The organism is Roseovarius sp. M141 (genome assembly GCF_024355225.1).
GTDB lineage: Bacteria > Pseudomonadota > Alphaproteobacteria > Rhodobacterales > Rhodobacteraceae > Roseovarius.
In genome coordinates, this window is the sequence record NZ_VCNH01000008.1 from 3,404,418 (window position 1) to 3,417,772 (window position 13,355).

General features: G+C 63.3%; 14 protein-coding genes, 1 tRNA gene and 1 pseudogene. 5 read left to right on the top strand and 11 right to left on the bottom strand.

What is annotated here, in order from left to right; all coding sequences use genetic code 11:
- Window positions 1-138: 138 nt before the first annotated feature.
- The 8 genes and pseudogenes from FGD77_RS20565 to FGD77_RS20600 all read right to left on the bottom strand — a co-directional run bounded on the left by FGD77_RS20565 (window position 139) and on the right by FGD77_RS20600 (window position 5,787).
- Window positions 139-744, bottom strand: a complete 606-nt coding sequence (locus tag FGD77_RS20565) for a GNAT family N-acetyltransferase (protein ID WP_255013359.1) — start codon at window positions 742-744, stop codon at window positions 139-141.
- Window positions 744-1,136, bottom strand: coding sequence for a ketosteroid isomerase-related protein (locus tag FGD77_RS20570; protein ID WP_255013361.1), 393 nt, complete (start codon window positions 1,134-1,136; stop codon window positions 744-746). Before FGD77_RS20570 ends, FGD77_RS20565 begins: the two co-directional genes overlap by 1 nt.
- Window positions 1,133-1,597: a low molecular weight phosphatase family protein gene (locus FGD77_RS20575; RefSeq protein WP_255013366.1), complete on the bottom strand. Its 465-nt coding sequence runs from the start codon at window positions 1,595-1,597 to the stop codon at window positions 1,133-1,135. Before FGD77_RS20575 ends, FGD77_RS20570 begins: the two co-directional genes overlap by 4 nt.
- A gap of 4 nt (window positions 1,598-1,601) precedes the next feature.
- A complete protein-coding gene (locus FGD77_RS20580) occupies window positions 1,602-2,081 on the bottom strand; it encodes a UPF0262 family protein (RefSeq protein ID WP_255013368.1) in 480 nt (159 codons plus the stop codon).
- Between the two features lie 179 nt (window positions 2,082-2,260).
- On the bottom strand, window positions 2,261-3,562 hold the full coding sequence (hisD, locus tag FGD77_RS20585) for a histidinol dehydrogenase (protein ID WP_255013370.1): 1,302 nt from the start codon (window positions 3,560-3,562) through the stop codon (window positions 2,261-2,263).
- 37 nt (window positions 3,563-3,599) lie between these two features.
- A complete protein-coding gene (locus FGD77_RS20590; protein ID WP_255013373.1) occupies window positions 3,600-4,070 on the bottom strand; it encodes a DUF2948 family protein in 471 nt (156 codons plus the stop codon).
- Window positions 4,067-5,336, bottom strand: a pseudogene (gene murA / locus FGD77_RS20595) (UDP-N-acetylglucosamine 1-carboxyvinyltransferase). The gene FGD77_RS20590 and the pseudogene murA overlap by 4 nt, the downstream one beginning before the upstream one ends.
- 292 nt (window positions 5,337-5,628) lie before the next feature.
- Window positions 5,629-5,787: a hypothetical protein gene (locus FGD77_RS20600; protein WP_255013376.1), complete on the bottom strand. Its 159-nt coding sequence runs from the start codon at window positions 5,785-5,787 to the stop codon at window positions 5,629-5,631.
- Window positions 5,788-5,869: 82 nt separating this feature from the next.
- Between FGD77_RS20600 and FGD77_RS20605 the strand changes: the two genes are divergently transcribed.
- Window positions 5,870-5,944: transfer RNA gene (locus tag FGD77_RS20605), tRNA-Thr, on the top strand.
- 239 nt (window positions 5,945-6,183) lie between these two features.
- On the opposite strand, the gene FGD77_RS20610 is transcribed toward FGD77_RS20605, so the two are convergent.
- From FGD77_RS20610 to FGD77_RS20620, 3 genes are all read right to left on the bottom strand, one after another.
- Complete coding sequence (locus FGD77_RS20610; RefSeq protein ID WP_255013379.1) at window positions 6,184-7,830, bottom strand: NAD(P)/FAD-dependent oxidoreductase; 1,647 nt, start codon at window positions 7,828-7,830, stop codon at window positions 6,184-6,186.
- Window positions 7,823-8,632 carry a carbon-nitrogen hydrolase family protein gene (locus tag FGD77_RS20615; RefSeq protein ID WP_255013382.1) on the bottom strand — a complete coding sequence of 270 codons (810 nt, stop codon included), beginning with the start codon at window positions 8,630-8,632 and terminating at the stop codon, window positions 7,823-7,825. The genes FGD77_RS20610 and FGD77_RS20615 overlap by 8 nt, the downstream gene beginning before the upstream one ends.
- 138 nt (window positions 8,633-8,770) lie before the next feature.
- Window positions 8,771-9,685: a LysR substrate-binding domain-containing protein gene (locus FGD77_RS20620; RefSeq protein ID WP_255013386.1), complete on the bottom strand. Its 915-nt coding sequence runs from the start codon at window positions 9,683-9,685 to the stop codon at window positions 8,771-8,773.
- 91 nt (window positions 9,686-9,776) lie between these two features.
- Here FGD77_RS20620 and FGD77_RS20625 point away from each other — a divergent pair, with 91 nt between their 5' ends.
- From FGD77_RS20625 to FGD77_RS20640, 4 genes are read left to right on the top strand one after another with little or no spacing between them, the layout of a single operon-like run.
- Window positions 9,777-10,901: an FAD-binding oxidoreductase gene (locus FGD77_RS20625; RefSeq protein WP_255013387.1), complete on the top strand. Its 1,125-nt coding sequence runs from the start codon at window positions 9,777-9,779 to the stop codon at window positions 10,899-10,901.
- Window positions 10,867-11,184, top strand: a complete 318-nt coding sequence (locus FGD77_RS20630; RefSeq protein ID WP_255013389.1) for a (2Fe-2S)-binding protein — start codon at window positions 10,867-10,869, stop codon at window positions 11,182-11,184. The genes FGD77_RS20625 and FGD77_RS20630 overlap by 35 nt, the downstream gene beginning before the upstream one ends.
- Window positions 11,177-12,568, top strand: a complete 1,392-nt coding sequence (locus FGD77_RS20635) for an NAD(P)/FAD-dependent oxidoreductase (protein ID WP_255013392.1) — start codon at window positions 11,177-11,179, stop codon at window positions 12,566-12,568. The genes FGD77_RS20630 and FGD77_RS20635 overlap by 8 nt, the downstream gene beginning before the upstream one ends.
- Window positions 12,565-13,335 (top strand): ABC transporter ATP-binding protein, encoded by a 771-nt coding sequence (locus FGD77_RS20640; protein WP_255013407.1) that lies wholly within the window; start codon window positions 12,565-12,567, stop codon window positions 13,333-13,335. The genes FGD77_RS20635 and FGD77_RS20640 overlap by 4 nt, the downstream gene beginning before the upstream one ends.
- Window positions 13,336-13,355 lie beyond the last annotated feature (20 nt).

Sequence of the window (13,355 nt, forward strand, 5' to 3'; positions counted from 1 at the left end):
CGCACGGCGAAACGGACGCGGGGGCCGCCGTCTCTAGCCAAACTGTCGCCATTCGGATGCCGGTATTTTGCGGGCGTGCAGGTTCGCGGCAGCCCTTCCTTGTGCGGTCGCGCATCGACAGCGCGCCGGGGGGCGAAGTCAAGTCGGATTCAGCGCGCGCATCCAGAATTGCAACGCATGATCCGTCTCGCCATCCCTGTCGATATCCTTCCAGCGAAAACTGGCCACAGCGCCCGGTAGCGGCGCATATCCGCGTGCGCGCCAGAACGGATCGAGCGGGGCGTACCCTGCCGGTTTCAGCGGATGATCGCCCGGCCTTTGCACGCTGCAAAACACCGACATGCGGCGGCCCAGCGCGCGGGCATGCGCCTCGCGCCGGTCGAAAAACGCATGGCCAACACCGCGCCCGCGATATTCGGGCAGCAGCACCGATTCAGCACAGTAAAAGATGTAACTGAGGGTCAGGCCCTGCCCCGCAAATGCCGCAGCAAAATCGTCGGCGTGATCCTCCAGCGGGGCGCCGGTCGACGCGCCCACCAGACGCGGGCCATCAAAGGCACCGACAAGAATCGCTCCGGGGCTGTCACGATAGGCTTGCAGATAGTCCCGCTCGTAGTCCAGATTGCCATCATAGAGGTAGGGATAGCTGCGAAACACGGTCATCCGCAGCCGCGCAACATCATCCAGCGCCGCGTCCAGTGCGGCGCCGGACAGGATACGCACATCCGGCGCGCGCGCTGCCATCAAGATACCTGATTACGCCAGTCGGACAGGTTGTAGTAGGTCGTGATCCGCGTGATCAGCCCATCCTCGAGCGTAAAGAATGTTCCGGCAGGCAGCCTGTAGGCCTGCCCATCCGCTTCGGGCAGACCCTCGTCGGTTTTCAGATAGATACCGCTGACCACGAATTCAGCCGCCGCACGGGTGCCATCCTCGGACGCCATCAGGACGATGTCCGACAGCTCCTCGCGGTAGCATTCCTCCATATGGGCGCAGAAATCGCGGAACATGTCCTTGCCCCGGCGCACGCCGCCCTCGTTGACGTGGTGAGCGATATCGTCCGACAGACAGGCCAGCATGCCCTCGGTATCGCCGATGTTGAAAGCATCGAAATAGTGCTTGATGGTCTCGCTCATGTCTCTTCTCCTCTTGGGTCGCCCCAGCGTTCGATCATATGCGCCAGAATCTGGTCGCGTGATTGGCGGTATGATGTCATCTTGGCCTCGCGCGTTTCGCCAAGGCCCGTCGGGTCCAGGATCGGCCAATACAGCACATCAAGGTGAAAGACGCGGGTCAACTCCAGCGCGCGGCGCTGGCTGGCCGGGCTGAGCGCGACGACCATATCAAACGATCCCAGATCGTCGCCCCACTGCTCCATCTCGTCAAAGCTGCGCGCGCGGTGGCGGGCCAGTTCGACGCCGATTTCCTTGCATACGGCGATGGAAAAGCCGTCGATATCCAGATCGCTTTTGACGCCCGCAGATTGCACATAGGTGCCGGTGCCGTAGAGCTGTTTCATGATACCCTCGGCCATGGGCGAACGCACTGCATTGTAATCGCAGCAAAACAGCACCGAATGAGGGAGGGGAACAGCCATTGCGTCAGCTGCCGAAATGAAGCACGCAGATCAGCGTAAAGAGGCGGCGTGCGGTATCGGTGTCGATGCCGGCCTTGCCCTCCAGCCGTTCCTCCAAGATGCGCGCGCCCTCGTTATGGATACCGCGGCGGGCCATGTCGATGGTTTCGATCTGGCTTGGCGGCATGTTTTTCACCGCGTTGAAATAGCTTTCGCAGATGGCCCAGTAATCCTTGACCACCTGTCGGAACGGGCTGAGCGACAGGTGGAACTCGGCGGCCGGCGCCTCGATCTCGGTCGTCACGGTGAACACCAGACGCTTTTCGCGGATCGACAGCCCCACGCGGTAGGGGCCGTCCGGCACCTCGCGCCCGTCGCGCGCGGGCAGCGAGAAGGTGTTCTCCTCCATCAGATCGAACATGGCGACCTTGCGTTCCTGCTCGATTTCAGGGGTCGGCGCGGGCAGGTTGGCGTCGTCGAGTTCGATATGGCTGATGCGGCTCATGGGGTATCTTTCGCAGATCTTGTTGCGTTAGCAGTAGCGCGGCGGCGCGCGTGGGGCAATGGTGCGTTGGCACCGCGATTGCAAGGCCGCAGGTAAATCCGGGCCCATGCTCTATCGCCTGCGGCATTGGATGGGCTTGCGCAGCGCGCAGCCCCACCCTCCCGCGGAGCGCGGGGGACTTATCCGTTCAGCTTATCCAGACGGGCGCGTACCGACAGGCCATGCGCCTCAAGGCTTTCGGATGTGGCCAGCGTTTCGGCTGCGGGACCGACGGCGCGCAGGGCTTCGGGCGTCATGCGCGCCAGCGTGGTGCGTTTGAGGAAATCCAGCACGCCAAGACCGGACGAGAACCGCGCCGACCGCGCCGTGGGCAGCACGTGGTTCGGCCCGCCGACATAATCGCCGATGGCCTCGGGCGTCCACTGGCCCAGGAAGATGGCGCCCGCATGGGTGATGCGCGCGCTGAGTGCGTCCACGTCGGCGACGCACAGTTCCAGATGTTCGGGCGCGATGCGATTCGACAGTTGCGCGGCGATGGCCAGATCCGGCACGGTTATGATCGCGCCAAAATCGCGCCAGCTGGCACCCGCGATGGCGCGCCGCTCCAGCGTTTTCAGGCGGGCGTCGATGGCATCCGCCACCTTTTGCCCAAATGCCGCATCGGTGGTGATCAGGATCGACTGGGCGCTTTCGTCATGTTCGGCTTGGCTGAGCATATCCAGCGCGATCCAGTCGGGATCATTATCCGCATCCGCAATGACAAGGATTTCGGACGGCCCTGCGATCATGTCGATGCCGACCTTGCCGAAAACGCGGCGCTTGGCAGCGGCGACATAGGCGTTGCCGGGGCCGGTGATCTTGTCCACCGGGGCGATCGTTTCGGTACCGTAGGCCAGCGCGGCGACGGCCTGCGCTCCGCCGATGCGGTAGATCTCATCGACGCCGGCGATCTGCGCGGCGGCCAGAACGGCGGGGTTCAACGCGCCGTCCGGCGTGGGCACGACCATGGCAAGGCGTGCGACGCCCGCAACCTTGGCCGGTATCGCATTCATCAACACCGATGAGGGATAGGTCGCGATCCCGCCCGGCACATACAGCCCGGCGGCATCGACCGGAGTCCAGCGCCAGCCCAGCGTCGCGCCCGCGTCATCGGTCCAGCTGTCATCACCGGGCATCTGGCGCGCGTGATAGGCGCGGATGCGGGCGGCGGCCAGTTCCAGCGCGGCGCGCACATCGGGCGTCACCTGCCGCGCCGCCTGCGCGACCTCCGCAGGGCTGAGCCGCATGGTGGCGGGGGTCAACGACACGCGATCAAACCGCTCGGTCAGGTCCAGCACCGCCGCATCGCCGCGTGCGCGCACATCGGCAATGATCGCGGCGACGGTATCGTCGACGTCTGGGCTGTCCTCGCGCTTGGCGTTCAACAGTGCGGTAAACTCGGCCTCAAAATCAGGCGCAAAATGGTCAAGGAAACGGGGCATCGCAAGCTCCTTGCGGTCAATAAGGGGATGGTGAGCGTCAGTCCGGGTGATGCGGCGCCTTGCCCGAAGGGGCCACATAGGGGCGCGTGACGTCCTTGAGCGTGACATCCAGCGCCTCGACCTCCAGCCGGATGGCACCGTCGCCGGCCAGCGTCAGCAGCACATGACCCGCGCCATCCTGCCCCGGCTCGAACGTGACACTGAGCAGCGACAGGATAAGGTCGGCATCGCTGCGATCGATCCCCTGACTGGCGACGCGCAGCACGCCCTCGATAACCAGCAGCGATTGCACCCGCTCGGGCACGTGGCGGGCGCCGCTGTCATCCTCCCAGCGGAACCGGTTCAGAAGCAGCGCGAAGCGACGCGCGCCCCTTTGCCACTTCATCTCGGTGATGGGGAACACGGCATCCTGCGCCAGCCCCGAGATCACCTGCAAATCCTCGCTATCGAGCGCGCCGAGATTCAGCGCCGCCTCGCGCGCATCCTCGAACCGTGCATCATCGTTCATTGGCCCGACACCCGCTCGATTTTCGCGCCGACGGCGCTCAGCTTGTCCTCGACGTGCTCGTACCCTCGATCGAGGTGATAGACGCGGTTCACCGTCGTCTCGCCCCTCGGCCGCCAACCCGGCAAGAATCAGCGACACCGACGCGCGCAGATCGGTCGCCATGACCGGCGCGCCCTTCAGCCGCGCGACGCCCTTGACCGTGGCGACGCCGCCATGCACGTCGATATCGGCGCCCATGCGGATCAGCTCGGGCGCGTGCATGAAGCGGTTTTCAAAGATATTCTCCTCCAGAACCGATGTGCCATCGGCGATGCACATCAGCGCCATGAACTGCGCCTGCAGGTCGGTGGGAAAGCCGGGGAACGGCGCGGTCGCTACATCGACGGCGCGAATATCGCCGTTTTTCCGCGCGACGGTCAGCCCCTCTTTGGTCTCAGTTACCGACAAGCCGGCCTCGTCCAGTTTCTCGCAGAAGGCGTGCAGCAGGTCGATTCGCCCACCAAGGCACGTCACCTCGCCGCCGCAGATCGCCGGAGCCAGCATATATGTGCCCAGTTCGATCCGGTCGGTGACAACCGGATGGGTGGCGCCGTGCAGGCGATCGACCCCCTGAATGGTGATCGTGTCGGTGCCGTCGCCCTCGATCTGGGCGCCCATGCGGCGCAGGCAGGTGGCCAGATCGACGATCTCGGGCTCGCGCGCGGCGCATTTCAGCACCGTCGTGCCCTTGGCCAGCGTCGCGGCCATCAGCGCATTTTCCGTGGCCCCAACCGACACAATCGGAAATTCGAACGTGCCACCCTTCAGCCCGCCGGGCGCCTTTGCATGCACGTAGCCCTCGCGCAGTTCCAGTTCGGCGCCCATCGCCTCCAGCGCCCTCAGGTGCAGATCGACGGGCCGCGCACCAATAGCGCAACCACCCGGCAGCGACACCTCGGCATGGCCAAACCGCGCCAGAAGCGGACCCAGCACCAGAATCGAGGCACGCATCTTGCGCACGATGTCATAATCGGCCCTCTGGCTGGTCAGACTGTGCGACGACATCGCGATCACCTGCCCGCCTTGCAGCGTCGATACCTCTGCCCCCAGCGAAACCAGAAGGTCCGACATGGTGCGGATATCGCTCAGCCGTGGTGCGTTCGTCAGCGTCAGCGGTTCGTCGCTGAGTAGCGTCGCGGGCATCAGCGTAAGGCACGCATTTTTCGCCCCCGCGATGGGAATCGTGCCGCTGAGCGGGCCATTTCCCGTAACGATGATGCTGTCCATATGCGTGTATCTTTCTGTTTTCTTGAAGTCTAAGCGCTATTTCCAGGCGCAAACCCGGGCGCGCCTGTTTACCCGGCAACCGCCGACGCGGATCAGCTTGCCCAGTGGATTATGCACATGATTGGCGCCCGGCGCGTCGTTCCAACAAGCGTCCGTCTGGAGCTGCGCGACCTGCACGCACCGGCCCTGAATCAGCATATTTCCATCCACCTCAAAATAGCAAAGTGCCGGACTGGCCTGCGTGCGCTGGCGGCGCAGGCAAAGACCGCAAGCGCGAAAGTTATCAAATATTTCACGCGTCATCGCCTTTTTTTACCGTCGGTTGCGCATCTTTGCGCACCCGCGCCTGAGCCTTGCGCCGGGCCAGATTGGCCTTTAACGCCTGCTTCAACCGATCCTCGCGCGGATTGCCCTTGGGTTTGGGCTGTTTCGGGGTGTCATCGCTGCTCATTGCGCTTCTCTACATGAGGCGCGCCGACGGGTCCAGATAAGGGTTGCACGAGACGTCAGAAGCGTCTAATCAGCGCCCGATTGCTGTGGTAGCTCAGTGGCAGAGCACACCCTTGGTAAGGGTGAGGTCGAGAGTTCAATCCTCTCTCACAGCACCAGAAAACACCCACAATACAATCGCTTACGCGCAAGCCTTTCGGGGCGACACGTGCGCTGTACGTGAACAAACGGTGCAGATCCCGCGGCAATCCGTAGAAAATCTTTCCTTACGTCCCGGCATTGCTCGCAATCAGGCAAAGAAAAACCCCGGTGCGCTGGCGGGCGCGTCCGGGGTGTATTCAGTGGAAAAAGCGTCTCTGCTTTCGTAACACCCTATCCTGCCCTTTGGAGAAACCGACTAGTCCGGCAGTTTGACTGGCCCCCATTCGGCATAGGCGTCACAGGGCGATGGGTTTTCGGCATGAAATCCGCCACCCAGATGGCGGATGATCCCGGCCACTGCGTTGAGGGAGGTTTGGACCGCCCCTTCGACCCAGGCAGGTGTCCAGCTGACACCATCGCCCGCCATGAAGATCCCGCGCTCCTGCGGTGGCAGGTCGTCTTGCATGAAGTGGCCGAACATCCGGTGGTTATAGCGGTAATGCCCCGGCAGCGCACCTTTGAACGCGCCCAGGAAATTGGGGTCATTTTCCCAGCTGACCGTGATCGGGTCGCCCAGGATATGCGACCGGATGTCAACGTCAGGGTAGATATTCGCCAGCGAGGACAGCGCCAGCTCCACGCGCTTTTCCACCGACAGGGGCAGCACCTTGAGCGCATCGGTCATCCACGAATAGCTGAGGCAGATCACCGAGGGTTTGTCCGGCCCGTTGTCGAAAAGATAGGTGCCGCGCGTCATGCGGTCGGTCAGCGTCATCGACATGACATCGCGGCCGGTTTTCGGGTCCTTGTCCTTCCAGAACGGGCGGTCGACCATCACGAATGTCTTGGCCGATTGCATGTAGCGGGTCCGGTCCAGCGCCATCCACAGATCGTGGGCAAATAGGGTTTCTTCGGTGTCGATCACAGTGGACAGCAGGTGGCTTTGGCAGGTGGCAAGCACGGCGTCGAATGTCTCGACCCGCTTCCATTGATCGGTGATTTCAAATTTGTCGCCCTGCCGCCGGATCCGGGTGGCTCCGGCGCGGGTGGCCCCGCCGTTCAGCTTGGACAGTGTGGTGCCCGCGGGCCAGTGGGTGATATTCTCGGCGGCATGGTCCCACAACTTGTGCGGGACCTGCGCTACCCCGCCGACCATATAGCGCTGATGGTCGTCACATTCGGTCACATTCACCCGCAGGATTTCCAGCATGGAGTTGGGGAAATCGGAATCCCAGCCGCCGGTGCCGAACCCGACCTGACCAAAGACTTCGCGGTGATGAAAGGACAGCGCCTGAAAGGCGTCCGATGAGGCGACGAAATCATAGAAGGTCCGCTCGTCCCATTGCTCGACGATGGGGTTCCAGATTTCCTTGATCCGGGCGTTGTCCCGGTCGCGGATCGCCTGTTTCAGCGCAGTGAAATTCGCGCCGTCCTCCAGCGCCTTGTCATAAGCCTGGGCGACTTCGTGGAACAGCGGCGGCAGGTCGGCCAGCGTTTCGGCGTAGTGGGTCTTGCCCAGCAGGTCGATTACGGTCGATCCTGCCGCCGGGGTCAGCGGATTGGGGAAAGGTTTGCTTTGGATGCCCAGCTTGTCGACATAGGTGTAAAACCCGGTGGAGGAGACGGGAAACCGCATACCGCCCAACTCCGCGATGACGCCATCGGCCCCCTCAAAGGGTTGCGAGCGCAGGCGTCCGCCGAACTGACCGGCCTCGAACACGACCGGCCGGGCGCCAAGCTTCATAAGTTCATAGCCCGCGATGATCCCCGCCGCGCCCGAGCCGATGATCGCCACCTTGGCGCCATGGGCTGTGTCCGGCAAATGGCCCAGCCCCTTGGGGTGGGTGATCCAATCATCGTAGGCAAAGGGAAAATCTGGCCCGAAGACAGAGACTTTATTCATGTGATGAACCTTTGGCATTGGGGCGTCCATACAGATCTGGACGGCGGTCAGTGAGGTGGTTTTGAAGCTGGCGACGGGTCGCGAGATCGGCGTGGCTTAGGTCTGCGAACAGCAGATCAGGGGCATCCTGGGGCGCGCGGGCAAGGTCGCCGCCGTCCGGGCCGCAGATACAGGACAGGCCGCCATAGGTAAAATCCGCTTCGCTGCCGACGTAGTTGGCATAGGCTAGGTAGATCGCGTTCTCTTCGGCGCGGGCCGGGACCAGCCGGGTGGCGACGCTGTCAAACGGTATCATGTTTGCGGTTGGCACAAGGATCAGATCGGCCCCTTGCAGGGCGAGGCCGCGGGCAACTTCGGGAAATTCGATATCATAGCAGATCGCAAGGCCGACGGACCAGCCGTTCAGCTCGAACACGCCGGACAGCGCCCCGCCTGCGGCGAACTGGATTCGATCAACACCCCCATACAGATGGGTCTTGTGATAGCGATGCCGCTCAACCCCTGCCGAGTCCAGCACGATAACGCCATTGTAGGGTTCGCCTGCCCCCGGCAAGGCAAGGCCAACGACCAGCGCGATGTCATGTTTTATGGCGATGGATTTAAGCGCGTCAGTCAGGGTGTCGGCCAAAGCCGCCAGTGTTTTGCACTGGTCAGGACCGACGTTGTACCCCCCCAGTGTCATCTCGGGCGTCAGGATCAGATCTGCACCCTCGGCCCGCGCATGCTGCGCCGCTTGGTCCAGCGCGGCCAAGGCCTGCTGTGGGTCATGTAGGGGCATGGTTTGCCAAAGCGCGATCTTCAACGGTGCGTCCTTTTCGACTACCATGCGCCGGATTTACCTGCGTTTGCAATGACAGCCAAGGCCGCTCCGGAAAATGCCGCTATTCTTATCATCTCGAAGGCCCCGTCAGAAGAGGCGCCCGCTCGTCGCAAGAAATATCTAATTCCCGTTCACAAGACACGTCGCAAAGCGGTCTTCGACAAGCTCCAGAAACCGGCTGGCAACGCGAGAGGGCTGGCGCAAGGCGGGCAGCAGCAAATCATAGCGAAACGGCTGCTCCGGCAACAGCGGGCGTGCAGCGACGCGTCCTGCACGCGCGAAATACGTCGCCGTAACCGGCTCGATGATCGAGACGCCCGCGCCCGCCGCGACCAACTCGCAGATTGAGGCCGACAGCTGGGCTTCGGCGACGATCCGAGGGCGGGCACCGCCTGCGGACAGGAACAGGTCGGTTTCGGATCGCGTGCCGATCTCGGCCCCGAGCGCGATGAACGGTTGCTGATCAAAATCAGCGGGTTCCAGAACGTCCTTCTGCTCCAGATCATGGCCAATCGGCAGGACCGCCAGCATAGGGGCGGTAAAGATCGGTCTGCGGATGACAGCGGGATGGTCGCTGTCCAGCGCGGCAAAGCCGAGGTCGAACTGCTGCGAACTGAGGTGCTGCAAGACGGCCTGCGAACTGCGTGTGCGCAGCGACACGGTGATGCCGGGTTCCTGAGCGATGAACTGCGCAATGACGTCCGGTAGCAGTTTCAACGCCAGCGCAGGCATTCCGGCGACCGACAGGCTGCCTTTGCGGAAATCGCGGATATCCTCAATGACGCGGGAAATTTCGGACATGCCGACGAAGGACCGTTCGACCTCTTCATATAGGGCCAGCGCCTCGGGGGTCGGCACGACCTGCCGGCCGCGCCGCTCGAACAGGTCGAACCCGGCAGCGTGCTGTAGATCGGCGATCAGCTTGCTGATCGAAGGCTGGGTCGTGCCCAGCACACCGGCTGCCGCCGTGATCTTGCCGGTTTCGATCACGGCGCGGAAGGCCTCGATCTGGCGATGGGTGAGACGCGCGAGCATGGTCAATACATATCCAAAAGGAATGATTTTAATAAATATCACGATTATTCATATAAAAGAAAAGCTGCGACTTTGCCCAAGGAGGAATCGCATGGATCGCACGGACCCTGAAATCACCATTGTCGGCGGCGGCGTCGTCGGCCTGTCCGTGGCGCTGGGGCTGCTGTTGGCGGGCCGCAGGGTGCATGTGCTGGATGGCGCAGACAGTGACGCACGTGCGTCGCAGGGCAATTTCGGTCTTGTCTGGGGACAGGGCAAGGGGTGGAATTTCGCGCCCTACGCCAGTTGGACCAATGACGCGCTGGCCGCGTGGCCCGATTTTGCGCGCAAGCTGGCCGATCTGTCCGGCATGGATGTGGCGCTGGATCAGTCCGGCGGTTTCGAATTCTTCACCGACGCTGCCGAGATGGATGAATTCGCAGGAATGCTGACGCAACAGCAGCGGCATCTGGGCAATCGGTTCAGCCATGAGATGCTGAGCGGCGATGATCTGCGGGGGCAGATGCCGGGTATCGGACCAGAGGTCGTCGGAGCCAGTTTCTCGCGGCTTGACGGTCATGTGAATCCGCTGCGCGTCCTGCGCGCGTTGCGGGGCGCCGTAACGGCCGCCGGCGGGCGCGTGACGATGAGTGCGCCGGTCGCAAGGATCACACCGGTGGCGGGTGGTGGATTCGACCTGTTGATGGCGGGCGGTCAAAAACACAGTGCGGACAAGGTCATCCTTTGCGCCGGACTGGGCGCGGCAAAACTGGCCGCCGAGCTTGGCTTTGCCACGCAGATACGGCCCCAGCGCGGCGAGCTGCTGATCACCGAGAAGCTGGGCGACCGGCTGCCGTTCCTGTCCAGCACGATCCGGCAGGTGGACGAAGGCGGCGTGCAGATCGGCGGAACCAAGGCCGATGCAGGTCTGGACGACAGCGAAACGCTGGACGTGATGGCCGGGCTTGCACGCCACGCGATCACCGTCTTTCCGGCTTTGGCGGACGTGCGCGTCGTGCGAGCCTGGGGCGCGCTGCGCGTCATGTCGCCTGACGGATATCCGGTCTACGCGTGCTCGGCGCGCCACCCCGGCGCCTACCTCGTCACCTGCCACAGCGGTGTCACGCTTGCCCCGCTGCATGCCTCCGTCCTCGCGGATTGGATAGAAGACACATCCGCAGCACCTGATCTGGAGGGCTTCGATGAAAATCGCTTCTCGCTTTCTGACGCCGCCTGAGACGGGCGAGGTCGTGCAGTTTCACTATGAAGGCGAGGCGATCACGGCGCCTGCGGGACTATCGCTTGCGGCGGCTCTTTTGGCCCATTCCGGCGCATTCACGAGGCAAACGGTCAACGGGGCGCCGCGCACGGCGTTTTGCATGATGGGCGTCTGTTTCGATTGCCTGGTCGAGGTTGATGGCATGCCCAATACACAGGCCTGCATGATTCGGGTGCGCAGCGGCATGGTGGTCAAACGCCAGATGGGGCTGCGTGGACTGAGCGGGGGCAATGATGTCTGAGTTTGATCTGATCATCATCGGTGCCGGTCCTGCCGGTATGTCGGCGGCTGCGACGGCGGCCAATGGCGGCCTGCATGTCTTGCTGTTGGACGAACAGCAGCAGCCCGGCGGGCAGATCTATCGCAATGTCGGCCAGAACCGGGCCTCGCGCGGGTGGCTGGGCGCGGAGTATGCGTCCGGCGCGCGACTGGTCGATGCGCTGGACCATCCCGGCGTGACGGTGCAGTCCGGCGCGACGGTCTGGCGTCTGGGCTCTGGGCCACGCGTGGTCTGGTCGCAGAATGGAGTCAGCCATATCACGTCAGCGCCGCATGTCCTGCTGGCGGGCGGCGCACAGGAGCGGCCCGTGCCGTTTCCCGGCTGGACGCTGCCCGGTGTGATGACGGCAGGCGCCGCGCAGATCTTGATGAAGACCGCAGGGATGCTGCCGCAGGGCGCGGTGCTGGCCGGATCGGGGCCACTGCTCTATCTGGTCGCGGCGCAGATGATAGACGCCGGATGCCCGCCCAAGGCGCTGGTCGAGACCCAGACACCGCGCATGATGCTCGCCGCCCTGCCCTATCTGCCGAAAGCCGCGTTTGCGGCAAGGGTGCTGTTGAAGGGGCTTGGCCTGATCCGAAAAATCCGCAAGGCCGGTGTGCGGCGTTACACAGCCGCCTCAGGTTTCGAAGCCACCAGCGACGCAAGCGGCGTGATCCATTTCTCTTTCCGCTCCAAGGGCCAGCAGCAAGATCTGACCTGCGCCCTGCTGTTGACCCATCAGGGGGTGATCCCGTCAACGCATATCAGCCGTGCCGCGGGCATCACGCATGAATGGAACGCGGCGCAGGTTGCGTTTCAGCCGGTCCGCGATGTCTGGGGTGCCACCGATCAGCCCGGCCTGCACGTTGCCGGTGACGGGGCGGGCATCGGCGGCGCCGAGGCGGCCACCGCGTCCGGGGACCTCGCGGCGCTCGATATTCTGCACGCCAGCGGGCGGATCAGCGCCGATACCCGAAACCAGCGCGCGGCAACTGCCCGCGCAATGCTGTTTCGCAGCCGCGCCATCCGCCCCTTTCTGGATGCCGCCTACCGGCCCCCGGCCGAGACCCTGTCACCGCCGGACGATACCATCATCTGCCGCTGCGAAGAGGTAACCGCCGGCGCAATCCGCCAAGGCATGCGCGAGGGCCCGCAAGGGCACCGTCAGATCAAAACATCGTTGCGCGTTGGCATGGGGCCGTGCCAAGGTCGCATGTGTGACGCCACCGTGCGTGGAATCTTGAGCGCTGGCAAAGCATCTCGCATGGGACTGATCGCCCCGCCAAGGGCACGCTCGCCCATCAAGCCGACTAAGCTGGGCGAGATGGCAACACTGACCAACGATCAGGAGGAAACAGCATGAGCGACCCCGCAGCACTGAAGATCGAGGACCTGCACAAGAGTTTCGGTAGCCATGAAGTCATCAAGGGCGTTTCCATGGAAGCGCAGAAAGGCGAAGTCATCGCCATCCTCGGCGCCTCGGGTTCTGGCAAAAGCACCTTCCTGCGCTGCATCAACCTGCTGGAAACGCCGAATTCCGGTGACATCTGGCTGGCCGGGGAAAAGATGCGCATGACGCAGAACCGCCATGGCGATACCGTCCCCGAGGACATCCGGCAGGTCGAGCGGATGCGTGCGCGCCTTGCCATGGTGTTCCAGGGCTTTAACCTTTGGTCCCACATGACGGTGATGGAAAATGTGTTGGAAGGGCCGCTATACGTGCAAAAAACGCCCAAGGCCGAAGCGCGCGAAAAGGCCAAGGCCCTCTTGGCCAAGGTCGGGCTGTCGGACCGCGCCGATTACTATCCCGCGCATCTGTCCGGCGGTCAGCAACAGCGCGTCGCCATTGCGCGGGCATTGGCGATGGACCCCGATGTGATGCTCTTTGACGAGCCGACCTCGGCGCTCGATCCCGAACTGGTGGGCGAGGTGCTGGGCGTGATGCGCGATCTGGCCGACGAGGGGCGCACGATGCTGGTCGTCACGCATGAGATGGGCTTTGCCCGTGACGTATCGACCAAGACCGTTTTCCTGCACAAGGGCGAGGTCTGCGAAGAAGGCCCGCCGTCGCAGCTGTTTTCCAACCCGCAAACCACGGAATTTCAGACGTTTCTATCGCGCATGAATTAACGAACCACCAACAGGAGAGA